The following is a 22,909-nucleotide window of genomic DNA, read 5'->3' on the forward strand; positions in this document are numbered from 1 at the left end:
TGCCGCTCTGGTTCTAAGCTGGACAGATGGTGACGAAGGCGTTGCGCTCGTTGTGGGCTGAGCCTCGACCGGCGAATCCGCCGCGGCGGGTGTGGCGGGATGGGGTGCTCGTCGGGGTGCTCCTGGTGTGGTCGGTGGTGGAGGCGGTGCTCCGTGAGGACATAATGTGGCGCCCGCTGGTGCTCGCCGCCATGGTTGTGGTCCTTGCTCCCTTGTGGTGGCGCCGCACCCACCCGCTGGCGGCGGTCGCGGTCTCCTTCGGCACGCTGACGGCTGTCGACGTTGCGAGGATCCTCGCGGGCGAGGATCCTCGTCTCTTGACGAGCATCGGGGGCGTGCTCGTCTTGGCCTACGCGCTGTTCCGGTGGGGAGCCGGCCGGGAGGCAGTGATCGGTCTGGTGGTCATCCTGGCCTGGCTGGTCATCACGCACGTCGCCGATCCGACCAGCCAGGCAGATGTGGTGGGTGCATTCGCCTTCTTCCTGTTCGCGGCAGCCCTGGGCGCTGCAATCCGTTACTACGCGTCCGCGCGCACCCGCGACATTGACGAGGCCAAAGCTCTGGAGCGTGAGCAGTTGGCGCGTGACCTCCACGACACGGTCGCCCACCACGTCTCCGGGATCGTCATCCAGGCCCAGGCGGGACGTGCCGTCGCAACATCGCACCCTGAGCGTGCCGCTGAGGTTCTTGCGGTCATCGAGGACGCGGCCTCGCGAACGCTGACCGAGTTGCGCACCATGGTGGGTGTCCTGCGTGCCTCCGAGGGGGCGGACTTCGCGCCAAGCCAGGGCGTGGCGGACCTCGGGCGGCTCGCCGGTCAAGCCGGGGGAGTGCCACAGGTCGATGTTGAGCTGTCCGGTGAGCTCGACGATCTCAGCCCTGTGGTTGGTGCCGCGCTCTACCGGCTGACCCAGGAGTCGGTCACCAACGCGCGACGGCACGCCCGCTCCGCGACGCGGGTAGACGTGCGTGTCGTGGGTGACGCCGAGCAGGTGCGGTTGACGGTCGATGACGATGGTGCCGTCAGCACGGCCGGCGGCAGCCCGTCGGGCTTCGGCCTGGTCGGTATGCGGGAACGCGCCGAGCTGCTGGGTGGCACGTTCCACGCCGGCCCGTCCGCGGGCGGTGGCTGGCGGGTTGAGGCGATACTGCCCCGAGCGGGCGCCCCCCGATGACCATCCGGGTGCTCATCGCCGACGATCAAGACATTGTGCGCAGCGGCCTGACGATGCTGCTGAACGCCCAGCCCGACATCGAGGTCGTGGGTGCCGCCACCGATGGGCGACAGGCGGTGGCCCTGGCGCGTCAGCTGCACCCGGACGTGTGCTTGTTCGACATCCGCATGCCGCTGATGAACGGTATCGAAGCCACCCGCCAGCTCGCCGGACCCGAGGTCACCGACCCCCTGCCGATCGTGGTGATCACCACTTTTGACCTCGACGAGTACGTCCATGGGGCGTTGAAGGCCGGCGCCCGGGGCTTCCTGCTCAAGGACGCCGGACCTGCGCTGCTGACCCAGGCGATCCACGCCGCACCCGACGGTGATGCTCTGATCGCTCCCAGCGTGACCGTCCGCCTGCTTGCGGCGTTTGCCAGATCGCAGAAGGGATCACCCGCGCAGCCGATAGAACCGCTCACCTCCCGGGAGGAGCAAGTGCTCCTCCCCGTGGCGCAGGGCCGAACGAACAGTGAGATCGCCGCCGATCTCCACATCAGTCCCAGCACCGTCAAGACCCATCTGGCCAGCCTGATGCGCAAGCTGGGCGCGCGAAATCGGGTCGAGCTCGCCATGTGGGCTCATGAGACAGGCCGCACCTGAGGTTGGGACGCGGGCCGTTGATGCCAGCGCGTCGTTGAACGGATGGCAGGGCTACATCGACTACATCAGCCTGACCAAGGGCAGTTCTGAGGCTGCCTTTCGGGAGTATCTTGATGAGGGCATGGCATCTCACCCCCGGGAACGACGCCGGCGGCACGGCTCCCGGACCAGTGCCGCGGGACGTGTGGCCCTCCTGGACAAGCCACACCTTGGGTATCGCCTGAGCCGGGCGTTGACCTGGTAAGGCCTTCTACAGCGTGGATGGTTACTTGGCACCGGCCGGGTCGAGCGACGAGCTCGCGACCTTGTGCACGGACTGACCGGTGACCGTGCGCTGCTCGCGCCACAAGGAGAATCCGAGGGCGACCAGGGCGACAGCGTTGGGCAAGGCGAACAGTCTGAAGTTGATCTGCGGCAGCACCAGGATCGCAATAGGAGCAAGGGCGCCAACGGCGAGCAGTACTGCAGACCAACGGACGAGGATCTTTGCGCGGAAGAGGGCGATAGCGAAAAGCAGGCCGCCGCCCAGGTAAGCGATTCCCATGAACGAGATGAGTGGCTGGATCAGGCCAATGTCACCGGCCGCACTGCCGTTTGTGGACACGGCAAGGACGTCGTTGACGTAGCCGGGCGCGCTCTCGGCGATGGATGGGAGGACGACCATTGCAATGGTTTCGACGCTCAGCATGGTGAGGTAGCCTGCGCTGAAAAGGACGTACCCGATCAGGCCAAGGACCCCAGTCTCCTTGGTCTGGCGCAGGTACATTCCCGTGATTCCAACGAGCGCCAAAGCGGCCATCAGCACCTTCATCCCTTGCCGGACCGTCCATTCGGTTGTGGTGACAAAGGTGGCATCCAGATGGGGATGGTTGATCTGGACGGCAGCAAACAGCAATCCTGCGGCAATGGCGCTCAGGCCAGCCGCCCCGGCGAGCTTGGTGGCGGTGATGGACATGTCCGGCTCCTTGTTTCCGCGTGTCCGTGGCCGAGTGCTACGGATGACTCAAACGTAGGAACCAATGGGGTGACCAGGCGTCACCCAAGGATGTGATTGACGGGGTGAGATCCGGGCAACCCGGACCCCTATACTGGGGGCATGCCGACGCCTGTGCTGGCTACGAAGCTCTTTTTTCCGGCACCGCGCCCGCAGATCACTTCCCGGCCACGGCTGCTCAAGCGTCTCAACGATGAACTGGGCGCAAGCCGGAAGCTGTCACTCGTTTGCGCTCCGGCGGGCTTCGGCAAAACCACCCTGCTCAGCGAGTGGATCATCCAGCGCAGACGGCAGCACCCCGGCGTACACATCGCCTGGTTGTCCCTGGACGCGCACGATAACGACCCGTCACGCTTCTTGGCCTACCTTGTTGCTGCCCTGCAGGGCGTTGACGCGGAAATCGGCGCAGAGATCACAGGCATGAGGCACAGCGATCAGGTCCTGGTGACGGAACCAGTGCTGACGTCCCTGATCAACGACATAGCGCGGTCCGGGAAAGAGTTCATCCTCGTGCTCGATGACTACCACGTCATTGAAGAACGACCGGTTCATGAAGCCCTCGCGTTTCTTCTGGACCATCTGCCGCCACAGCTGCACCTGGCCATCGCCACCAGATCGGACCCGCCGCTGTCGCTGGCCCGCCTGCGGAGCCGCGGCGAGCTGACCGAGCTCCGGGCCGCCGACCTGCGCTTCACACCGGACGAAGCGGCTGATTTCCTCAACCAGGTCATGGACTTGGGTCTTTCAGCGGATGACATCGCTGCTCTTGCGACCCGGACCGAGGGGTGGATCGCGGGACTCCAGCTGGCCGGGCTGTCCCTACGGGAGCACGAGGACGCCTCCGCGTCCATCAGGGCTTTCACGGGAAGCCATCGCTTCGTCATCGACTACCTGGTGGAGGAAGTGTTGCAGCGTCAGCCGGAAGAAGTCCGCAACTTCCTGTTGACCACCGCTCTCCTGGACCACCTGACAGGAGGTCTGTGTGAGGCACTCACAGGCGTGGGCGGGGGCCAGGCCATGCTTGATGCGCTGGACCGGGACAATCTGTTCGTTATTCCACTGGATGATCGGCGGCAGTGGTATCGCTATCACCATCTGTTCGCCGAAGTCCTGCGTGCACGGGCCCGGCAGGAACTGCCCGGCCGTATACGCGAGCTGCATCGACTGGCAAGCGAATGGTACGAACAGAATGACCTGGCAGAGGACGCGGTCCACCATGCACTGGCGGCCGAGGACTTTGAACGGGCCGCCAACCTGATCGAAGCGGTTCTGCCGCAAATGCGCCGGACCCGGCAGGATGTCATGATGCTGGCCTGGCTGACGGCGCTTCCTGACAAGGTGATCCGTTCCCGCCCACTGCTCAGTGTCTTCTACGCCTGGCGCATGCTCGTCTCCGGCGACCTCGACGCCGTCGAGCCCTGGCTTCGGGCCGCTGAACAGGGACTGGAAGCTGCAGCAGAGGGTCCTAGAGACTCCGCCCCGACATCAATCCGCGGGCAAGAGCTCCGAATGCTGCCATCAACCATCGAAATGTACCGGGCCTCACTGGCTCAAGCCAGGGGTGACGTCTCCGCCACGGCACACCACGCGCGGGAGGCGTTCGAACTTGCCGGGCCGGAAGACCATTTCGCCCGCGGGGCCGCAGCAGCGTTTCTGGGTTTGGCTTCCTGGGCGCAAGGTGACGTTCAAACGGCTGTCGACACCTTCTCAGAGGCAGTCCTGAGCCTCCATGAAGCGGGAAACCTCACCGATGAACTCAGCAGCACCATCCTGCTGGCAGAGATGCGCGTCGCCGCGGCACAGCTTCAGGAAGCGCGAAAGCTCTACGAAAGGGCCCTTGGCCGTGCGGCCGCCCAAGGGGGTTCCGTGCCCCGTGGCACTGCTGAGCTGCATGTGGGCTACAGCGAGCTCTGCCTTGAATTTGGGGACCTGGAGAGCGCAGCCGGGCATCTTCAAACCAGTAAGGAGCTGGGCCAGCACGTCGCTCCCCTGACCGAGCACTCTTACCGGTGGTTCGTTGCGATGGCAGCCGTAAGGGAAGCCGAGGGGGACATGGCCGGGGCCATTGAATCCCTCGATCAGGCCCAGCTCCTGTACCGGCGCGGGTTTTTCCCGGAGATCCGTCCCATCCCCGCATTGAAGGCGCGCGCAGCGATCAGGCAGGGGCTGCTGTCCGAGGGCTTGGCGTGGGCACGCAGCACCGGCCTGATAGCGGTGGGGGAGCTGACCTACCTGCGGGAATTTGAGCACCTCACCCTGGTGCGCCTTCTCGTTGCCCAATACAGGGTCCGGCCTGAGGAAAAGACGATCCAGGAGGCGGCGGACCTGCTCGTGCGCCTGCTCAAAGCTGCGGAGGCAGCCGGACGCAAGGGAAGCACCTACGAGATCCTCATGCTGCAGGCACTTGCACTGGAAGCCCAGGGCCAGCGCGCGCTGGCCCTGGTGCCCCTGGAACGTGCCCTGGCGGAAGCCGGACCGGAGGGTTTTGTCCGCCTCTTTGTTGATGAAGGCGCGTCCCTGGCGCCGCTGCTGGCCGAGGCAGCTGGCAAAGGCACCGCCCCGGCCCACACCGCCCTGCTGCTCCGATCCCTGGAAACCGTGAAACCTGGAACGGCCATAAGGAGGACTGCCGCACCTCAGCCAGAGGACCTGAGCAAGCGCGAGCTGGAGGTACTGAGGCTACTGGGCTCGTCATTGAGCGGGCCGGAAATTGCCCGCCAGCTCTTTGTCTCGGTCAACACCCTGCGCACCCACACCAAACGCATCTTCACCAAGCTCGGGGTCAACAGCCGGCGGGAAGCGGTGCGCCATGGCAAGGAGCAGGGGCTGATTTAAGGGCCTGCGCAGCCCTCGGGGACTCACTACATCTATCACCACGGATGGTGACGCGGAATCACCCCACGCCTCGGTAGCTTCAGGTTGTCCGGGCAACCGTTCCCGGCCAATTCAGGGCAGAAAAGCGCGGACCATGAGCATCATGCGCTTTCCGCAGGAGCACGAACGTTTCACCACCCCGCATGCATGGCCGGGATGATCAGGACCTGTAAAGGGGATGAACGACATGCCAGCGGAACATCACGGGCCCGGACAGTACCAACTCCGCGTCCGGGGACACCTCGACAGTTCCTGGACCAACTGGTTCGAAGGCATGGCGCTCACACAAGAAGACGATGGAACAACCACCCTGTGCGGACCCGTCCTCGATCAGGCAGCGCTGCACGGCCTGCTCGCAAAGGTTCGGGACATGGGCGCGACGTTAATAGCCGTGAATCTCCTGGAGGATCCGAGCCCCCAGAACGAAACCATCAAGGCCTAGCGCCAGCGTGCAGCGACCACACCCCGCATTCCACCCAACCTCGCCGGCTCATCGGGAGATATAGGGCCAGCCACCTCATCAATCACCACCAGTGGTGACGCCAAGTCACTAAGCGCCCGCATAGTTTCAACTCATCCGGCACCCACGTTCATGACGCCTCCTACAACACCCGTTATTCGCGCAGAACCCTTTAGAAAAGAGCTCCAAATGTCTTCCAGAATCGAAATGCTCCTGCCCGCGGCACTCATAAGGATCCTTGCCTTCGCCGGATTTATCTCAGCAGCAATCCTGCTGGTCAACGCGGCAAAAAGAGCAGGGATCATTCCCACATCACCTTTCACCCAGCTCGCTGCACCGATAGCTCAAATCGCGGCCATCGGATTGGTGATCGGGATGTATCTGTTGATGTCCCGCAAGGCCGGGACCCTCGCAGCCTCAGGTGCCGTAATCTCCGTAATTTCGCTGGCCGGCCTCGTTGGGGTTGAGTTCGTCCTCAACCTCGTCTTTCCCTACATTGGCCAAGATGTTGTTGCCGTCCTGCGTTCAGGTCCCTTGGGTATTGCCCTCACAGTGGTATCGATGCTCTTCCTCGTGGGTACCGTGATCTTCATGCTCGCGCTGTGGTTCACGTCAAGCGTTCCCAGAAGCGCCATAATCCTCTACACGGCGAGTTCACTTCCCATCGCCCTGCGAACGGTGTTCCCGGAAACTGTGCTGCAACTTGGGCTGGTTGGTTTGGCCGTAGCCGCCGCTTTCCTTGCAGCCTGGATGCTTCGCACCATTCCTCGTACCGCAGCGGCCGACGGGGCTTCTGTGGCACAGCCAGCATCGGTGACCGCAACTTAACCAGAACACGCAGAGAAAGCCGCTGCCCGCAATTTTCTAAACGTCGACTGCAATCAACCACTGCCGGATATTGGCCCGGCTCTTGTACCAGGAGCAGCAATGAGTTCGCTTACAGACCACACAAAACGTCGCCGGCCCTTCCGTCGCACTCGCAAAATACTTGGCGTCGTCGCTGCCACTGCGCTGGGCACAACGCTTGCATCCACAGGGGCAAACGCGTTCCTGGAACAGCAGGAGAGGTGGAGTACAGCCCAGTACGGAGAACTGGTGGAAGTCGCGGGAGGCTCACTGAACGTCGTTCGGGCGGGCACCGAAGGTGGGCAGCCCCTGGTCCTGCTCAGCGGCCTGGGCACGATAGCTCCGGCGCTGGACTTCGCACCTTTGATCAGGGAACTCGTTGCTTACGACGTCATCGTCGTCGAGCGCTTCGGGTACGGCTACAGCGACATGAGCGCACGCGATCGGACCGTGGAGAACACCAGTACTGAGCTTCACGAGGCCCTGTCCTCACTCGACATCGGGAAGCCCTACGTCTTGGCTGGGCATTCGATCGCGGGCTTCTACACACTCGACTATGCCAACCGGTACCCTGGCGAAGTAGCCGCTGTCATCGGCATCGACCCCACCGTGCCCACCACGGAGTTGGAGAAGCCATCCGCGGCTGGCGGCATCAATATCGCCGGGATACTGTCCGCCATTGGCCTGGTCCGGACAGTCGTCTCAATTGCTCCCGGATCGGTAGACCCGACTGGCGACGACTTCACCAAAACCGAATTGGAACGCATGCGCCAAATGACAATCTGGAATTTCGGCAACGCGGCAGTCGCCGACGAAAGCGCCCGGGTTGCCAGCAACGCTGCAGCACTCCGCGGAATGACCTATCCGCAGAACATACCCGTCCTTCACTTCCTTGCCAGTGACAGCGTGGCTGCCATTCCCGACTGGCTCGAGTCGCACAAGAACCAGCTCAAGGGCGTCAACCGTCACGAAGTCCTCGAACTCCAGGGTCTGCATAACCTGCAATGGACGCAGTCAACGGCCATGGCTAAGAAGATCACGCAATTCCTTCAGGACAGTGCTCCGTCTCAGACGAAGCCCACACCTCCTCAGGTGCAGTGATCTCAATGGAAGCGAACACGGTCGGGGCAGCGACCCCCTCGTCGGAGCATTCGATGCGTGACCACTTTGGGGGCGTAGTCGGTTTGGCGCAGGAGTGCACGAAGTCCCGGCCCAGCCGTTGCCACCGGCAGGCGCTTTGGATGGTTTGATTAGTCGGTGCTTCGTCTCAGACGCCTCGTTGTTCTTATCCTCTTTACGGTTGCTGTCACCACCGCTTCCTTGTCCTGGGCGCTTGGGCAACCTGCCGCGGACGCCCGTCGGGCTTTTTCTCCACCGCCGCGAGCGGAGGCTGAGCTCGACATGGTGTCTTCCGGTATGACCACCGCAGTGAACGTCACCAGGAACCCGGATGCGGAGTGGGTGCTCCGGGCTGCAAAGGAGACTGGAATTCCTCAGCGTGCCCTGCGGGCGTATGCTGCGGCGGCGGTAACCGTGAATGCTGCTGTTCCGGCGTGCGGAATCGGTTGGAACACCCTGGCGGCCGTGGGCTTCGTCGAAACAGCACACGGAACGTACGGCGGCGGCAGCCTCACGGCCTCGGGCCAGGTGAGCCGCCCGCTGACGGGCCCGGTTCTCAACGGTGCCGGGTTCGCTGCCATCGCCGATACGGACGCAGGTGTCCTGGACGGGGATGCCCGCTGGGACCGTGCTGTGGGACCCATGCAGTTCATTCCGTCCACGTGGCAGCTCGTCGGGCGGGACGGGAACGGAGATGGAACGGCGGACCCGTTCAATATCGATGATGCCGCCCTCAGCGCGGCGACCTACCTGTGTGCCGGCGGCCGGGACCTGACAACTGCGGACGGCTGGACCGACGCCATCTACGCGTACAACCAGTCTGATGCCTATATCAAGCAGGTGCGGGACCAGGCCACGGCCTACGCCGCGAACTTAGGCGCGGCGTAGGCCGTCGGATCTCTTCCCAGACGGCAGCAGTAACTGCAGAGGGGGCCTTGCCCGCCTGGTCCTGCGCCTGCCGGGCCGTCCCCGCCTGAGCGCCGGATCCAACCCGTTGCCGGATTAGTAAGAATGCCGGGCTTTGGAACTACCGAATCGGTTTGATTTCGCGGATGGTCAGGTCCCGGAAAGTGGCGGCACCCTCGTGGGCGTAAAGGCGGATTGCGTTGTCGCCTTCAAGGGGGAACACCCGGTGCGAATGCACCACCCGTCCGTCCCCGAGGAACATCTCCACGCTTGTGAGGTCCACGAGGATGCGGATGCTGAGCCGTCCTGCCGAGGGGTCGATCGGAGTCTGGGTTTCGCCGCCAGTCGGGTTGATCGTTGGACGCCTGTTGAGGTAGGCGAAGGGGCCCCGGAGGAATGCGCCGGCGGCAACGTGCCTGCCCCCGCCCTCTGCGCGGCACACTTCAAGGCCAACGTTGGCAGGTGGGGAAGCGGGGTCCCAGACAAGCTCGCACGTCAGGTCGTAAGCGGATGACCGGACGTCCAGGTCGCGGGTGCCTTTTGCGACGACGTCGCCCAGCATGTGGGTGCGCTTCACGTGGTTTTCCAGCGCTGACGTAGGTGCGGACACGAGGTGGTAGCCGCCGTGCGCCTGTTTGAGGCGGATGTCGCGCACGATCATGTCATCGCCGTTGTACGCGTCCGTCTCAAGGGTGGGCGTGTTGTGGGGGTAGTCCCAGAAGTTCGCCCACCCGATTGCCCGGCGGAGCGTCTCATCTTCCGCACCCGAGGCGTCGTGGTGTGGATAGGTGACTGCCCCGTAGAAGTCGTAGCCGTAGTCGAGCCATTCGGGCTCGGGGTGGTCAGGCGTGAACGATGTTCCGTCGAAAGCGCCGGTCCAGTACGCGTAGGTGGCGGGCAGGCCACGGGCTTTGCCGTTGGCACTCGTGCCGAGGATCCAGTGGGAGGTGCCGTCGTCAGCGGTCATCCGGAAGATGTCAGGGCATTCCAGCAGCCCCAGATCGGTGCGGACGAACTCGCCGACGCGCTGCCAGGACCGCAGGTCGGCTGATGTGTAGAAGCCGAGCTTATGCCCCTCGGCGTTCGCCATAAACCAGCGTCCGCGGTCAGCGTCCCAGATGACTTTGGGATCGCGGAAATCATGCACTCCGGGGTTAGGCAGCACCGGGGCAGCCCCCGCGGCCTTGAACGAGCGTCCGCGGTCGGTCGAGTACCAGAGGTACTGGGCCTGGCGGCCTTCGGGCGCCTGCGTCACCAGGGCGATCACCGCACCCTCGCCGTATCCGGCGGTGTTCAGTTCGTCCACCACAAGGGACCCTGACCAGCAGTCCCCGTTGCCGTCGCTGAACTTCGGGATCGCGACGCCGTGGTCAGTGAATTCGACGTGGTCCGTAGTGGTCGCGCGGCGCCATGACGTGCCTCCGCCGCCCTGCAGGTAGTCGGCGTTGTACAGGTAGTAGTAGTGGTATTCCCCGTCTATGTAGACGGGGCGCTGGGGGTCGTTCTTCCAGTTGTCCGGGACGCTGAAGTGAAAGGCTGGACGCATCCGGCGTGATCCGTTCGAAAGTGAGCCGTTTGATGCCGGATCTGGTGTCCTGGCCGGTGCGGCTGCGGCTGATTCGGCGATGGCCGCTGACAGTGCGAGAGATCCGCTGAGCGCAGCCGCCCCGCTTCCGGCAAGGAGTGACCGACGAGAGACCGCGGGTGAATTTTTCATGGGTTCCTTCTTCATGGGCAGCCTCGATGCTGCTGTAAGAGTTGGTGGTGGTGTTCTGCCCCGCTTCAGGGAAAGAGGCTCCGGGTACCGTCAAAAATGTCGGCCATGGTCCAGGCGTCGAGGGAGAGCACCTCTGCCGTTCCTTCGGCGGCAAGGCTCACGTGGCCCCCGCCCAGGGTGGGGTAGACGCGGGCAGTGAGCGCTATCCCGTTGGCAAAAATTTCGACGGCGGACCGGTCCAGGATGACGCGCAGGTGCACCCGCCCGTCGGGCATGGGGACGGCTCCGGACTTGTCTTCCGCATCAACGGCTGGATCTAGGCTGCTTTGGGTGCGGTCCAGGCGGAGCGTGCCCTCGCCAATGCCGTCAGCCGCCCTGCCCAGCTCGATGACCGTTTCCTCGGCGGGGCTGCCGGAGGTGCCCCGATCAGTGGAGCCCAGTACACCGAGCCGCAGCAGTGCGCCCGGTGCCAGTTGGAGCTCCAGTTCGAGGTCGAGTTGCGTGCCGGACAGGCCGGTTTCCAGGGGTTCCAGCAAACGGCCCGGCACCTGTCCGGGCAGGCGGGTATGGTCACGGCGCAGCTTCTTGATTTCCGGCACGGGTGCGAAGCGGAGGGTCCCGTCCTCGGCCGCCGTGACGGTTCGCGGCAGGCTCATCACTCCTGACCAGCCGGCCTCCACCATCGCGGCATCGCTTCGGCCTTCCTGCATCCAGCCGAACATGACGCGCCGGCCGGACTCATCCTGGAACGATTGCGGTGCATAGAAGAAGCGGCCGCCGTAATCGAGCCGGTGCAGGGCCGCGGGTTCGAAGCTGTCGCCGGCATACCGGCCGGTCCAGTACAGCGGGTGGTGGGTGTCGCCGTCGTTCCAGGCGGAGAAGACCAGCACGTCCGGTGAGCCGTCAGAAGGCGCGGATCCCAGCGAACCCTGCCCGGCCCGGAAAAGGTCCACGCATTCCCACATGGTCCCCGTCCAGTCCGTGTCCGCAGGATCACCCTGCGAGGCATCGCCGATGAACAAGGGCCCAATGTAGTCCCAGGACCGCAGGTCCGCTGACTCGTACAGGAACGCCGTACCGCCGCGTCCGCGGACGCCCGAACCCACCAGCTGACGCCACTTGGTTCCTTCACGCCAGACGCAGTGGTCGCGGTACGCCGTGATGTCGACTCCAGCCGGCGGCGCTGCGATCACGGGATTTGCCGGGTCTTTGGTCCAGGTCAGAAGGTCGGGGGATCCTACGGCGACGCAGGGCAGCTCCTTGCCTTTGAGCCGCCCCGAATACACCAGGGTGGGCGTGCCGCCGTCGTTCACCAGGACCCCGGACCAGCAGCCCTCGGCGTCCGGTCCTGCGGACGGTTCCAAGGCAATGGGCTGGTCCGTCCAGGTGACGAGGTCCGTGCTGGTGGCGTGGCCCCACTGGATGCGGTGGTGGAACGCGCCCTCCGGGTTGTACTGGTAGAAGAGGTGGTAGGTGCCGTTCCAGTGGCTGACGCCGTTGGGATCATTAAGCCAGCCGGCCGGTGAAACGAAATGGAAGCGCGGCCGGAGGGGGTCGGCTTCGGCCCTGGCAACCAGCTCATCCTGTGGAACGGTTGCGAGCGGGTGGGTCAGTTCAGTCATGCGGAAGCCTTTTCTTGAGCGTTCGACGCCGGGCGGCCGGGTTGGGTTGGTTCGCCCGCCAGGGCATGGCCGGCGGCGCCGGCCCACGGCCGGTAGAGGTGGCAGCGCACCCAGTGCCGGTTTTCGGGGTCCCCAACCTGGTGGCGCACGGGTTCATCGGCTGAACAGGCCTGGTTCGGATCGCCGTCGAAAGCGCACGTGGTGGAAGCCATGACCGCCTGCCGCAGTTCGGCCCGGCGGACGGGATCGTAGGAGCCTGCCCGTGCCGGGTCCGGGACGGCCGAGACCAGGAGTTGCGTGTAGGGGTGCGCGGGGTTGGACAGCAGGTCCAGGGACTCGCCTTCCTCGACGAGTTCACCGGCGAACATCACTGCCGTCCGGTCCGCCAGATAGCGGGCGGACGCGAGGTCGTGGGTGATGTAGAGCATGGAGATGCCCTGCTCGTCGCGGAGCTTGCGCATCAGGTTCAGCACACCGATCCGGACGGAAACGTCAAGCATGGAGGTGGGCTCGTCTGCCAGGATGACTTGTGGTTCAACGGCGAGGGCCCGCGCAATTGCAACGCGCTGGCGCTGGCCGCCGGAGAGCTCGTGCGGATACGAGTTCAGCATGTCAGCCTGCAGGCCAACAGTGGTCATGAGTTCTTCGAGCCGCCGCACGGTCTCCTCCGCGGAACCGCCGCCTTTGCCGTGGATCGCCAGCGAACGCCGCAGGAAGTGCTCGATCCTGTGGGCCGGGTTCAGTGAGCCGAAGGGGTCCTGGAAGACCATCTGGAGTTGGGACCGGAACGCACGCGACGCCTGGAACCGGTCGCGCTTGAGGATGTCGACGCCGTCGATCAGGATCGCGCCGCGGCTCGGCTTCTCGAGCCGGGCAACGCAGCGGGCCAGGGTGCTCTTGCCGGAACCGGACTCTCCCACAAGCGCGACGATTTCGCCGCGGTTGATTGTCAGGTCCACGCCGTGCAGGGCGCGGACCGAGTCACGGGAGAACAGCCCTCCGATGGGGAATGACTTGCCCAGGCCACGGATTTCAAGGGCGGGGGTGCCGGTGGCGGACGCAGCCGCCGGGGATGTCAGGGAGTGGCTCATCGTGCGGCTCCTGCCAGGTCTGCGGAATCAATCACTGGAGCGTCGGCACCAAACGGAGCCACAAAGTGGCCGGGTGCCGCTTCGGTGAGGTCCGGAATGTTCCGGAACTTCACGCCGTCGGGCAGTCCCGTCAGCGGAACCCGCGGGCCGGTGAGCGGCGGGAATGCGCCCATCAGCGCCTGGGTGTAGGGGTGGCGGGGGTTGGTGTACACGTCCTGGGCTTTGGCGGTCTCCACGATCCTGCCGCCGTACATCACGGCCATCCGGTGCGAGAGTTCCACCATGAGTGACATGTCGTGGGTGATAAAGAGGACGGAGAAGCCGAGCTCGCGCTGGAGGTCCTTGATCTGGGCCATGATTTCCTGCTGCACCACCACGTCCAGGGCGGTGGTGGGTTCGTCCAGGATCAACAGGGACGGTTTGAGGGCCACGGCCATAGCAATCACTGCACGCTGGCGCATTCCGCCCGAGAGCTGGTGCGGGTAGGACTTGAGGCGTGCGGGGTCGATCCTCACCAGTTCCAGCAGTTCACCGGCGCGCCGGAGGGACTCCTTGCGGGAGTAGCCGGCGTGGGTGGTGAAGATGTCCACGATCTGTTCGCCGATGGTCAGCACCGGGTTGAGTGAGTTCATGGCTGACTGGAAGACCATGGCCACGTCCTGCCAGCGGAAGCGCCGCAGCTCCTCCGGGCTCATGGCCAGGACGTCCTTGCCGCCAAAGGAAATGCTGCCGCCTGCGATCTTCGCGGGATCCTTGAGCAGCCGCATGATCGAGTTGGCGATGGTTGATTTTCCGCAGCCTGATTCCCCTGCGAGGCCGAACACCTCACCGGTGCCGATGCTGAAGGAAACGCGGTCCACGGCGGTGGTGGAGCGGGTGTCGCCGATGTACTTGACGGTGAGGTCCTTGACGTCCAGGACGGGTTCGTGGGAGCCGAAGGACACTTGGGAGATGGTCATTTGGAGGCGCTCCTTTCGGTATCTTTCGGGGTTTTGATCTTCCGCAGGCGCGGGTTGGTGACCTCGTCCACGGCGTAGTTGATGAGGGCCAGGGCGAAGGCAACCAGTGCGATGCAGACGCCCGAGGGAACGAACACCCACCAGCTGCCGGTCAGCAGGGCGCCTTCGTTGCCTGCCCAGAAGAGGTTGTTGCCCCACGAGACCGTGCTGGCGTCGCCCAGGCCCAGGAACTCCAGGCCTGCCTGGGCACCAATGCCGTAGATGACGCAGGCCAGCAGGGTGCCCATCACGATCGAGGCCATGTTGGGCAGGATTTCGCGGAACATGATCCGGCCGGCCCGTTCACCGGACACCACGGCCGCGGCCACAAAGTCCTTCGAGCGGATGGACAGGGCCTGTGAGCGCAGGACGCGTGCTGAGCCTGCCCAGCCGGTGACCACCAGGACAAGAATCACTGTGCCCAGTCCCGGAGGGAGGAACGCGGCCAGGATGACCAGCAGCGGCAGGCCGGGAAGGAGCAGGAAGACGTTGGTCATCAAGGACAGCGCTTCGTCGATGAACTTTCCGAAGTACGCCGAGGCAAGTCCTACCAGGATGCCGATGAAGGTGGACGCGAAGCCTACGGTGAGCCCCACGAAGAGGGAACTCCGGGAGCCGTGGACGGTCAGGGCGAGCACGTCCTGTCCCTTGGCGGTAGTTCCCAGCCAGTGCTCGGCTGAGGGTTCCTGGGAGGCCATGGCGGTGATCCGCGACGGGTCGCCGGGGAAGAGCACCGGTGCCAGCAGGGCCAGCGCGATGAAGACGAGCATCACAGCCATGCCTGTCAGGGCTTTTTTGTTGGTGAGGATGCCGTGGACGAAGCTGCGGTTGGGCTTGCGGGCCGCCGGGGTTTTGGCGGCCGTTGTGCCGGGTTGCTTCAGGATTGCGGTTGTCATGATCGATCCCTCTAGTTGCTGCGCACGCGCGGGTCGAGGCGGACGTAGAGGATGTCCACCAGGAAGTTGGCCAGCAGCACGGCGGCGGTGATGGTCAGGAACAGGCCCTGCATGAGCGGGTAGTCGAGGCCCTGGACGGCGTTGAGGAGCTGGTATCCGACGCCGGGGTAGGCGAAGACCACCTCGGTGAGCAGCGCACCGCCCACCACGAACCCCAGTCCCATGCCGAAGCTCGTGACCGACGGGAGCATGGCGTTGCGGGCTGCGTAGCGGAGCATGATCCGGCCCGGGCGGAGTCCCTTGGCTTCGGCCATGGTGATGTAGTCCTCGGAATTGGTGGCGATCATGGTGTTGCGCATGCCCAGCATCCAGCCGCCGATGGAGACCAGCACGATGGTCAGGGCCGGAAGCACCAGGTGGGCTCCGAGGTCGCCGATGAACTCCCACGTGAATCCGGGCTCCAGGCCGGCGGTGAAGGCATGGCGGATGGGGAACCAGTTCAGTACTACGCCGAAAAGGTAGAGGGCGCCCATTGCGAGCCAGAAGTACGGGAACGAGCCGATGAATACGAGCAGCGGTGGAAGCGCGGAGTCGATCGCGCCGCCGCGCCGCCAGGCGGCGAGGACGCCCAGCAGGTTACCCACGACGGCGGCAATCACCAGTGCGGTTCCGCCGAGCAGGAGGGTCCAGCCGATCTGGGACGAGATGACCTCGGTGACCGGGGTGGGGAAGCGGGAAATGGAGACGCCCATCTGCCCGGTGAAGATGTTGGTCATGTAGCCGATGTACTGCTCCCAGAGGGGCCGGTCATCAACACCCAGCAGCTTGCGCAGGGCCTCGATCTGTTCGGGCTGCATTCTGTCCTGGGAGCGGGCGAACATGCGGGAGACGGGGTCCCCGGGCATGAAGCGGGGGAGCAGGAAATTCAGGGTGATGGATGCCCAGAAGGCGATCAGGTAGAAACCCAGGCGGCGCAGGATGAAGCGCACGGTTTCCCTCCATTCGGGAATTACGGAAAGTTTGCGGGCTGGCCGCCGGATGATCCGGCGGCCAGCGGTGGTGCGTGATGGGCCCACGCCGCCCGGGTTCCCTGGCCGAAGCGAAGCGAGGCTAGGGAGGCGGTGGGGATTACTTGCGCGGTTCCAGCGTGGTCAGGACGAGCACCGTAGAAGGTGAGCGGACCGAAAGGGTTGCGTAGGGGTTGTCCTCGGTGGGCCAGCCGGTGAAGCGGGTGTCGTTGAAGGCGCCCCACTCCGGACCGGAGAACAGCGGCACCAGCGGTGCGGCGTCGTCGTATTCTTCCTGCAGCTTGTTGGCGATGTCCTTCTGCTTGGACTCGTCCGACTCCGCCGCGAACTCTGCCAGCAGGGCGTCAGCCTCGGCGTCGCCGAAGCGGTGGTAGTTGTCGAACGTCTTGGTGCCCACGGGCTTGACCGTGGCCGTACCCATGGAGGAGTTGAAGTACTTGTACGGGCTGGGGTCGTTGGCGCTCCAGACGATGCCGGAGTCGAAGTCGCCCGTCTCGTAGCCGGCAACCACGGCAGCCCAGTCCGGGGACTCCACCTTTGCCGTGACGCCGACTTCTGCCAGGTTCTGCGCGATCACGTTGGCCACGGACAGCCAGTCGGAAGAAGACGCTCCCACGGAGATCTTGAATTCGAACGGCTTGCCGTCCTTGAGCGTGCGCTTGCCGTCGGCACCCTTCGGGTATCCCGCCTTGTCCAGCAGCTCATTGGCCTTCTGGACGTCCAGCTTGGTCCAGGTGCAGTTCTCCTTGACCTCGTTGTTCTTCCACGTCTCGTAGTTGCCGGAAAGCCCAGTGCAATCCGCAGGCTCGGCGTAGCCGCTCATGCCGATCGTGGTGACCTGCTCCCGGTCGACGGCCATGCTCAGGGCCTTGCGGACGTCAACATCGTTGAAGGGCGCCTTGGTGGTGTTGAGCTGCCAGTTAATCATGGCGCCGGTGGCCGGGAACCAGTAGTGGCGGTGTTCCTTGTCCTTGGAAACGAACGTCTTTTCGATGTTCGGGATGTACTGCGGGGCCCAGTCCACATCGCCGTTCGCGGCGGCGAGGTTGGCGCCGTCGTTTCCTGCGAAGGCAAGCATCTTGATACCAGCGATCTTTTGCTTTTCCGGCTGCCAGTAATTGGGGTTTTTCTTCAGCACGAACGACTGGGCCTGGAAACTGTCAACCTCGGTGTAGGGGCCTGTGCCGACGGGCTTGGCATTGGCCTCCTTCTCCGGGTCGGCAAGGGTGGACCAGATGTGCTTGGGCAGGATGGTGAGGTGCCCGACGTCGTACAGGGCCGGCGACCACGGCTTGTTGAAGGTGAAGGTCACTTTGTTGGTGCCTTCGGCGCTCACGGTGTCCAGGTACTCGAAGCCACCCTTGATCTTCTTCTGGAGCTCGAAGGTGTAGGCGACGTCCTCGGCCACGAAGGGCTGGCCGTCGGACCACTTAACGCCGTCGCGCAGGGTGAAGGTGATGGACTTGCCATCGTCGGCGGCCTCCCAATCAGTGGCCAGCCACGGCACCGTGTCACCCTTGGCCGGGTTGAAGATCAGCAGCGACTCGTAGATGGACTGCTGGACCATCGGGTTGACGGTGGGGGCGAACGGGTTGAAGTTCTGCACGAACGTGCCCATGTCCTCACGCGGAATGGTGAGGAAGGCGCTGGCGTTGGCTGCGGCGTCGGTGCCGGCAGCCTTGTTGCCGTTGGCCGCACAGCCGGTCAGCAGCAATGCGCCTACCGCCAGCCCGGCCGCCGTGGTGCGGGCAGCCCTCAGGAATCGGGGTTGTGTCATGATGGTTATCTCTTTCCTATCTTCATCAGCAAGGTGAAGGGGTGGGGGAGGGGTTGCTCTTCGAAAGTGATTTCGCGGTCAGACCGAAGAGCGTTCTAGCAGCGGACAGCCGACCAATTGCTGGTCGGCAATAATCGGCTGTCCTGCTGTCAGAGCTGCGAGCGTCTGGACTCCCAGGGCGCCCATTTCTTCAAACGGCAACGCAACCGTGGTCAGCTTGGGCCTGAGGTAGGCCGCAATCAGTTCCTGGTTGTCGAAGCCAATCACGGCGATGTCCCCGGGGATGGTCAGGCCCCGTTCCTTGATGGCGTCGTAAGCGCCCATCGCCATGCGGTCGTTGAGGCAGAACAGCGCTGTTGGCCTGTCCTCCTGCGGGTAGCGGTCCAGGATGCGGCACGCGGCCTCATACCCGCCGTCTGCCGTTGCATATCCCGGCACCACGAGCTCCGGGTCCAGCTCGAGCCCGGCGTCGGCGAGTGCTTCGCGTGCACCCTCCAAGCGCCCGATTGCCGCGGGAATGACCGGGTCCAGGTTGATGACTCCGATCCTGCGGTGGCCGGCCCGGAGCAAACGTTCGACGGCGGTGCGGCCGCCGGCGCGTTCGTCCGGGACGATCGAGGGCAGCTTCCCGTCGGCGTCGAAGCAGTTGATCAGTACGGTGGGTACTTCCTTGGCGGTCTCGGGCACGTGCACGCCACGGTGGAATGTGGCTGCGTACAGAAGTCCTTCCACGCGCTGCTCCAGCAGCTTTTCGGTTGCTGCGTCCTCCAGGCCCTGGTTGGGTCCTACGGCATCGGCCTGGTCGGAGGGCGCGATGAGCAGGAACTTGCGGTCGAGCCAGGCTTGGTCCTGTGCACCTTTGATGATGTCGACGGCGAACGGTGCCGTGACGATCTCGGTGACAATCCCGTACCAGTCACTGCGCTGGGATGCCAGCGCACGTGCCCCGGCATTCGGGCGGTAGCCCAAGGCCTGGACAGCTTCGTTGATCCGGGTGCGGGTCTCTTCGGAGATGCTGGCATTTTCGCGGTTGCTCAGCACGAACGAAACCGCAGTCCGGGAAACCCCCGCATGTTTGGCAACATCATTCATGGTGACACCCCGCTGCCGCGCGGTCCCGGCATGGTTCGAGGTGGTGGTCTTCGCCATTGAATGCTCCGGTGTAATCGGTACTGCTGCCAGTTAGGTAACGCGCGTTACTTTGCGCATATAGAGAGGTTACGCGCGTTACTAGTCGTGTGTCAAGGGTTACATTTCCGGGCAGGGGAGTCGCCGCACAATGGGCGATCAACGCACCCCGCACCGAGGGTACGTGCTAGGCGTGGGAGTGCAGCTGGTACTGATGCTGATGCTGGAGCTGTGTGCGGAGTTCGTCTTCGGTGGGGGGCCGGGCGCCGGCCCGGGATACGGTGATCGCGGCCGCGGCTGCCGCCGTGCGCCCCAGCTGGTCAAGGACGGAAGGGGCCAGGCCGCCGGTTCCGCGCGTGAGGAGTCCCAGGATCAGGGCCGCCATGTAGGAGTCACCGGCGCCGATGGTGTCAACCACGGAGGTCTTCACCGCAGGAATGCTGAGGGCGGTGCTGGCTGTGGCGAGCAATGAGCCTGATGAGCCCCTGGTAATGACAGCAAGCTCCGCTCCCAGACCCAGGATGTGCGTCGCGGTTTCCTCGAGAGTCTTCCCCGGGTAAAGCCATGCGGCGTCCTCATCGCTGAGTTTGACCACGCTGGTGAGCTGCACCAGTTCCTCGAAAGTGCGACGTGCTTCGGCATGGGTTCCGAGCAGCGCCGGCCTGATGTTGGGATCGTAGGTGATGATGCACCCGCTGCGGAGTTCCTGGAGCATGGCTTTGACGCCGGCGGCGCCCGGTGGCAGGAAACTTGCGATCGAACCGGTGTGGACGATTCTGGGCGGAGTAAGGGCAGGATCCAGCGGTGCCACATCCCAGGCGATGTCGAAGGCGTAGCTCGCCGAGCCATCGCGGGCGAGGGTGGCGGTCGCCGTCGACGTTCTCTCCAGTGACCGGGAGCCGGGCAGGAGCGTCACGCCGGCGCCCGTGAGGTGCTCCTCGAGTGCGTCACCACGGTGGTCAGTGCCCATGGACGTGAGCAGCCCGGTGCTGACTCCCAGGCGGGCCAGGCCGTAGGCGACGTTGGCCGGTGACCCGCCGGGATGTTCATTGGTCCCCTCGGGCGTGGTGACGACGTCGATCAGGGCTTCGCCGATGACGACGACGTCCAACCCCTGCCCGGGAGGGTTCGGTTTCCCGTTGTTGTGCATGTCTGTTGTTCCTTGCTGTGGTGCTGCCCTACCCGAGCTGCGTGACCTGGAGGCTGTTCATGGTTGCCGTACCGCCGGTGGCGTAGACGGCGACGTCGGTGCTGGTTTCGGCCGGGAAGATCAGTTCGGTCATGGTGACCTGGCCGTCCTGGGCAAAGACTTCAACGGAACAGCGGTCCACGAAGATGGTGAGGTCATAGGAACCCGAGGTTGCCTGGATGGGGGCGCTATCGATGGAGGGAAAGGAATCGTGGAAGTCTGTCCTGCCGGATTCGCGCCGGTCCACGAGCAGTGTGCCTTCGCCCGGGCGGATGCCAACGCGGGTTCCTTTGACGCCGTCCCCACGCAGGATGAGGCCGAATTCCTCTGCGCTTCCGGGGGTGAAGCTGACGTCAATCCGCTGGACGGTACCGGCCGCGCCGGCCAGAACCTGCACGCCGTCGTCGATGTTGGTTCCGGAAAGGTGGAACTGCTCCGTGCCGGCCAAGGCAGTCCAGTCGCCCGCGGGCTGCTGGACCAGGCACAGTTCTCCGTCGCGGGCCTGGAGTGAAATTTCCCGGGCGAGGCTCATGGGGCTGCGCCAGGGCGTGGTGGGGATCTGGTTGGCGTACTCCCAGTTGTTCATCCAGGCGATCATGAGGCGGCGGTTCTCCGGCGCGTCGCTGAAGGAGACGGCGGCGTAGTAGTCCCGGCCCCAGTCCAGCCATTGGTAGTCGCCCAGCCGGTCCGGGTCCTGGAGGCCTTCGGTCACGGTGCTGGCGGAGGTGAAGGTGGTTCCGTCGAAGTCACCGATGAAGTATTGGCCGGCGGAGCCGTTGTTGGGCCCGCCGGGATTGAGGTTGACGGTGAGGACCCACTTGACGTTTTCCGGGTCGCCGTCCACGGGCAGGGGGAACAGATCGGGGCATTCCCAGACCCCGCCGGTGGCGTTTGCGGGCCCGAAGGTGCTCAGCAGTTCCCAGGCCTTCAGGTCGCGGGACTTGTAAAGCACCACCTGGAAGTCTGCGGCTTCAACGGCGACCATCACCCAGAAACTGTCCGCGCCGCCGTCGTACCAGATGACCTTGGGGTCCCGGAACTCGGCGGACCCGCGGTTAAGCACAGGGTTGCCGCCGTGTTTTGTCCAGCTGTAGCCCCCGTCCAGGCTGTAGGCCAGGGACTGGGCCTGGACGCCCTCGTGCAGGGAGCCCGGTTTGAAGGCGCTGGTGTAGATCGCCACCAGGGGCGCAGTGGATCCGTCGCCGAAGCCGCTGGTGTTGTGACGGTCGTGGACGATGCTGCCGGAAAAGATGTCCTCGTTATCGTCACAGGCGATGGCGACCGGGTGCTCGGTCCAGGTCAGGAGGTCGGTGGAGGTGGCGTGGCCCCAGGACATGTTTCCCCAGACGTTTCCCAGCGGGTTGTTCTGGTAGTAGAGGTGGTAGACGCCGTCGTGAAAGATCAGGCCGTTGGGGTCATTGAGCCAGGTGTCCTTGGCGGAGTAGTGCAGGGCCGGGCGGTAGCTGTCTGTTGTTGCTGCCGTGCTGGTCGGGGTGAGTGTATCCATGGGGTTCCTTTTGAAAGTACGTGTTATTTGCTCGCGCCGGCCGTGAGGCCCTCGCGCAGGGTGCGTTGGCCGAAGATAAAGACCACCAGTGCGGGCAGCATGGACAGGATCACGCCGGCGAGGACCACGGATATGCTTCCGGTGCCGAGGTTGCCTTGGAGCGTGACCAGGCCGAGGGGAAGCGTGAAGTTCTGTTCGCTGATAGTGAGGATCAGCGGCCGGAAGAACTCGTTCCAGTGGAAGTTGAAGGCGAGGATCCCCACGATGGCCATGCCCGGGACCGCCAGGGGTGCGTAGACGGAGCGGAAGATCCGCCATGGTCCGGCGCCGTCCAGGGCGGCCGCTTCCGCAAAGTCATTCGGCAGGCCCAGGAAGTACTGGCGCATCAGGAAGGTGCCGAAGGCGGTGGGAATGGCCGGCAGGATCAGGGCCAGCAGTGTATCGGACAGGCCCATCCCGCGGATGAGCATGAACACCGGAACGATGGTGACCTGCACCGGAACCATCATGGTGGCCAGCACCAACGAGAAGATGGCCTTCCTGCCGCGGAAGTCCAGGCGGGCGAAGGCGTAGCCGGCCAAGGTGGCGGAAGCCATCTGGCCAAGCGCGATCAGCCCGGTCACCAGGGCGCTGTTCAGCACCAGGAGGCCGACGTTGATCTGCTTGAACACCTCCTGGTAGGCGGTGAAGTCAGGGTTGATGGGGAGGAAGGACGGCGGCAGGTTGAAGGATTCCGACGGCGTCCGCAGCGAGGTGGACAGGGTCCACAGGACAGGGCCGAGGGTCAGCGCCGCCGCCACCGCCAGCGCGGCGTACCGGCCGACGGTTCCGGCTGCGGGCAGGCGGCGGTTGCGGTAGGCCTTGCGGGTGGCCAGCGTGCCGTTGCTGGAAAGCGAATGCTCGTCGGTCCCGGTGTGCAGGGTCTGGCTGGACATAAG

At 64.5% G+C, this 22,909-nt stretch carries 19 protein-coding genes; 7 read left to right on the forward strand and 12 right to left on the reverse strand.

From position 1 onward, the window contains the following. Positions 1–89: 89 nt before the first annotated feature. Positions 90–1,175 carry a sensor histidine kinase gene (locus ABRP28_RS04225; protein WP_374152924.1) on the forward strand — a complete coding sequence of 362 codons (1,086 nt, stop codon included), beginning with the start codon at positions 90–92 and terminating at the stop codon, positions 1,173–1,175. Next, positions 1,172–1,819 (forward strand): response regulator transcription factor, encoded by a 648-nt coding sequence (locus tag ABRP28_RS04230; RefSeq protein ID WP_350002313.1) that lies wholly within the window; start codon positions 1,172–1,174, stop codon positions 1,817–1,819. The genes ABRP28_RS04225 and ABRP28_RS04230 overlap by 4 nt, the downstream gene beginning before the upstream one ends. A 265-nt stretch (positions 1,820–2,084) precedes the next feature. Here the strand turns inward: ABRP28_RS04230 and ABRP28_RS04235 are convergent, their stop codons facing one another. Continuing rightward, the gene (locus ABRP28_RS04235; protein WP_350002314.1) at positions 2,085–2,774 is read right to left on the reverse strand and encodes a hypothetical protein; all 690 of its coding nucleotides are present in this window, start codon (positions 2,772–2,774) and stop codon (positions 2,085–2,087) included. Positions 2,775–2,915: 141 nt separating this feature from the next. On the opposite strand from ABRP28_RS04235, the gene ABRP28_RS04240 reads away from it, so the two are divergent. The 5 genes from ABRP28_RS04240 (at position 2,916) to ABRP28_RS04260 (ending at position 9,000) form a co-directional block, all read left to right on the forward strand. Beyond that, a complete protein-coding gene (locus tag ABRP28_RS04240; protein ID WP_350002315.1) occupies positions 2,916–5,648 on the forward strand; it encodes a LuxR C-terminal-related transcriptional regulator in 2,733 nt (910 codons plus the stop codon). Positions 5,649–5,874: 226 nt separating this feature from the next. Then, positions 5,875–6,129: a hypothetical protein gene (locus ABRP28_RS04245; RefSeq protein WP_350002316.1), complete on the forward strand. Its 255-nt coding sequence runs from the start codon at positions 5,875–5,877 to the stop codon at positions 6,127–6,129. A 207-nt stretch (positions 6,130–6,336) separates the two neighbouring features. Next, on the forward strand, positions 6,337–6,975 hold the full coding sequence (locus tag ABRP28_RS04250; RefSeq protein ID WP_350002317.1) for a hypothetical protein: 639 nt from the start codon (positions 6,337–6,339) through the stop codon (positions 6,973–6,975). 99 nt (positions 6,976–7,074) lie between these two features. Beyond that, entirely contained in the window at positions 7,075–8,094 is a 1,020-nt protein-coding gene (locus ABRP28_RS04255) for an alpha/beta hydrolase (RefSeq protein ID WP_350002318.1), read from the forward strand. A gap of 300 nt (positions 8,095–8,394) precedes the next feature. Next, positions 8,395–9,000 (forward strand): lytic transglycosylase domain-containing protein, encoded by a 606-nt coding sequence (locus tag ABRP28_RS04260; protein ID WP_374152925.1) that lies wholly within the window; start codon positions 8,395–8,397, stop codon positions 8,998–9,000. 139 nt (positions 9,001–9,139) lie between these two features. Here ABRP28_RS04260 and ABRP28_RS04265 read toward each other — a convergent pair whose 3' ends face one another. The 11 genes from ABRP28_RS04265 to ABRP28_RS04315 all read right to left on the reverse strand — a co-directional run bounded on the left by ABRP28_RS04265 (position 9,140) and on the right by ABRP28_RS04315 (position 22,906). Further along, on the reverse strand, positions 9,140–10,564 hold the full coding sequence (locus ABRP28_RS04265; protein ID WP_350002399.1) for a glycoside hydrolase family 32 protein: 1,425 nt from the start codon (positions 10,562–10,564) through the stop codon (positions 9,140–9,142). A 236-nt stretch (positions 10,565–10,800) separates the two neighbouring features. Beyond that, positions 10,801–12,357 carry a glycoside hydrolase family 32 protein gene (locus ABRP28_RS04270; RefSeq protein ID WP_350002320.1) on the reverse strand — a complete coding sequence of 519 codons (1,557 nt, stop codon included), beginning with the start codon at positions 12,355–12,357 and terminating at the stop codon, positions 10,801–10,803. Further along, complete coding sequence (locus ABRP28_RS04275; RefSeq protein WP_350002321.1) at positions 12,354–13,448, reverse strand: ABC transporter ATP-binding protein; 1,095 nt, start codon at positions 13,446–13,448, stop codon at positions 12,354–12,356. Before ABRP28_RS04275 ends, ABRP28_RS04270 begins: the two co-directional genes overlap by 4 nt. After that, positions 13,445–14,407, reverse strand: coding sequence for an ABC transporter ATP-binding protein (locus tag ABRP28_RS04280; protein WP_350002322.1), 963 nt, complete (start codon positions 14,405–14,407; stop codon positions 13,445–13,447). Before ABRP28_RS04280 ends, ABRP28_RS04275 begins: the two co-directional genes overlap by 4 nt. After that, entirely contained in the window at positions 14,404–15,342 is a 939-nt protein-coding gene (locus ABRP28_RS04285) for an ABC transporter permease (RefSeq protein WP_350002323.1), read from the reverse strand. The genes ABRP28_RS04280 and ABRP28_RS04285 overlap by 4 nt, the downstream gene beginning before the upstream one ends. An 11-nt stretch (positions 15,343–15,353) precedes the next feature. After that, positions 15,354–16,331 (reverse strand): ABC transporter permease, encoded by a 978-nt coding sequence (locus ABRP28_RS04290; RefSeq protein WP_350002324.1) that lies wholly within the window; start codon positions 16,329–16,331, stop codon positions 15,354–15,356. Positions 16,332–16,470: 139 nt separating this feature from the next. Next, the gene (locus ABRP28_RS04295) at positions 16,471–18,147 is read right to left on the reverse strand and encodes an ABC transporter substrate-binding protein (protein ID WP_350002325.1); all 1,677 of its coding nucleotides are present in this window, start codon (positions 18,145–18,147) and stop codon (positions 16,471–16,473) included. A gap of 78 nt (positions 18,148–18,225) precedes the next feature. Continuing rightward, positions 18,226–19,296 carry a LacI family DNA-binding transcriptional regulator gene (locus ABRP28_RS04300; RefSeq protein WP_350002326.1) on the reverse strand — a complete coding sequence of 357 codons (1,071 nt, stop codon included), beginning with the start codon at positions 19,294–19,296 and terminating at the stop codon, positions 18,226–18,228. 166 nt (positions 19,297–19,462) lie between these two features. After that, positions 19,463–20,425, reverse strand: a complete 963-nt coding sequence (locus tag ABRP28_RS04305; protein WP_350002327.1) for a carbohydrate kinase — start codon at positions 20,423–20,425, stop codon at positions 19,463–19,465. Between the two features lie 28 nt (positions 20,426–20,453). Next, positions 20,454–21,971, reverse strand: coding sequence for a glycoside hydrolase family 32 protein (locus ABRP28_RS04310; protein ID WP_350002328.1), 1,518 nt, complete (start codon positions 21,969–21,971; stop codon positions 20,454–20,456). Between the two features lie 23 nt (positions 21,972–21,994). Then, a complete protein-coding gene (locus ABRP28_RS04315) occupies positions 21,995–22,906 on the reverse strand; it encodes a carbohydrate ABC transporter permease (protein ID WP_350002329.1) in 912 nt (303 codons plus the stop codon). Positions 22,907–22,909 lie beyond the last annotated feature (3 nt).

Origin of the sequence: Pseudarthrobacter sp. WHRI 8279 (assembly GCF_040224115.2) — a bacterium.
Taxonomy (GTDB): domain Bacteria; phylum Actinomycetota; class Actinomycetes; order Actinomycetales; family Micrococcaceae; genus Arthrobacter.

What these genes read in the sequence shown, in the direction of transcription:
- ABRP28_RS04300 (WP_350002326.1), bottom strand. Translation starts at nt 19,296, where the DNA reads ATGGCGAAGACCACCACCTCGAACCATGCCGGGACCGCGCGGCAGCGG.
- ABRP28_RS04305 (WP_350002327.1), bottom strand. Translation starts at nt 20,425, where the DNA reads ATGCACAACAACGGGAAACCGAACCCTCCCGGGCAGGGGTTGGACGTC.
- ABRP28_RS04315 (WP_350002329.1), bottom strand. Translation starts at nt 22,906, where the DNA reads ATGTCCAGCCAGACCCTGCACACCGGGACCGACGAGCATTCGCTTTCC.
- ABRP28_RS04245 (WP_350002316.1), top strand. Translation starts at nt 5,875, where the DNA reads ATGCCAGCGGAACATCACGGGCCCGGACAGTACCAACTCCGCGTCCGG.
- ABRP28_RS04250 (WP_350002317.1), top strand. Translation starts at nt 6,337, where the DNA reads ATGTCTTCCAGAATCGAAATGCTCCTGCCCGCGGCACTCATAAGGATC.
- ABRP28_RS04265 (WP_350002399.1), bottom strand. Translation starts at nt 10,564, where the DNA reads ATGCGTCCAGCCTTTCACTTCAGCGTCCCGGACAACTGGAAGAACGAC.
- ABRP28_RS04295 (WP_350002325.1), bottom strand. Translation starts at nt 18,147, where the DNA reads ATGACACAACCCCGATTCCTGAGGGCTGCCCGCACCACGGCGGCCGGG.
- ABRP28_RS04240 (WP_350002315.1), top strand. Translation starts at nt 2,916, where the DNA reads ATGCCGACGCCTGTGCTGGCTACGAAGCTCTTTTTTCCGGCACCGCGC.
- ABRP28_RS04275 (WP_350002321.1), bottom strand. Translation starts at nt 13,448, where the DNA reads ATGAGCCACTCCCTGACATCCCCGGCGGCTGCGTCCGCCACCGGCACC.
- ABRP28_RS04285 (WP_350002323.1), bottom strand. Translation starts at nt 15,342, where the DNA reads ATGACAACCGCAATCCTGAAGCAACCCGGCACAACGGCCGCCAAAACC.
- ABRP28_RS04310 (WP_350002328.1), bottom strand. Translation starts at nt 21,971, where the DNA reads ATGGATACACTCACCCCGACCAGCACGGCAGCAACAACAGACAGCTAC.
- ABRP28_RS04260 (WP_374152925.1), top strand. Translation starts at nt 8,395, where the DNA reads ATGGTGTCTTCCGGTATGACCACCGCAGTGAACGTCACCAGGAACCCG.
- ABRP28_RS04230 (WP_350002313.1), top strand. Translation starts at nt 1,172, where the DNA reads ATGACCATCCGGGTGCTCATCGCCGACGATCAAGACATTGTGCGCAGC.
- ABRP28_RS04270 (WP_350002320.1), bottom strand. Translation starts at nt 12,357, where the DNA reads ATGACTGAACTGACCCACCCGCTCGCAACCGTTCCACAGGATGAGCTG.
- ABRP28_RS04235 (WP_350002314.1), bottom strand. Translation starts at nt 2,774, where the DNA reads ATGTCCATCACCGCCACCAAGCTCGCCGGGGCGGCTGGCCTGAGCGCC.
- ABRP28_RS04280 (WP_350002322.1), bottom strand. Translation starts at nt 14,407, where the DNA reads ATGACCATCTCCCAAGTGTCCTTCGGCTCCCACGAACCCGTCCTGGAC.
- ABRP28_RS04255 (WP_350002318.1), top strand. Translation starts at nt 7,075, where the DNA reads ATGAGTTCGCTTACAGACCACACAAAACGTCGCCGGCCCTTCCGTCGC.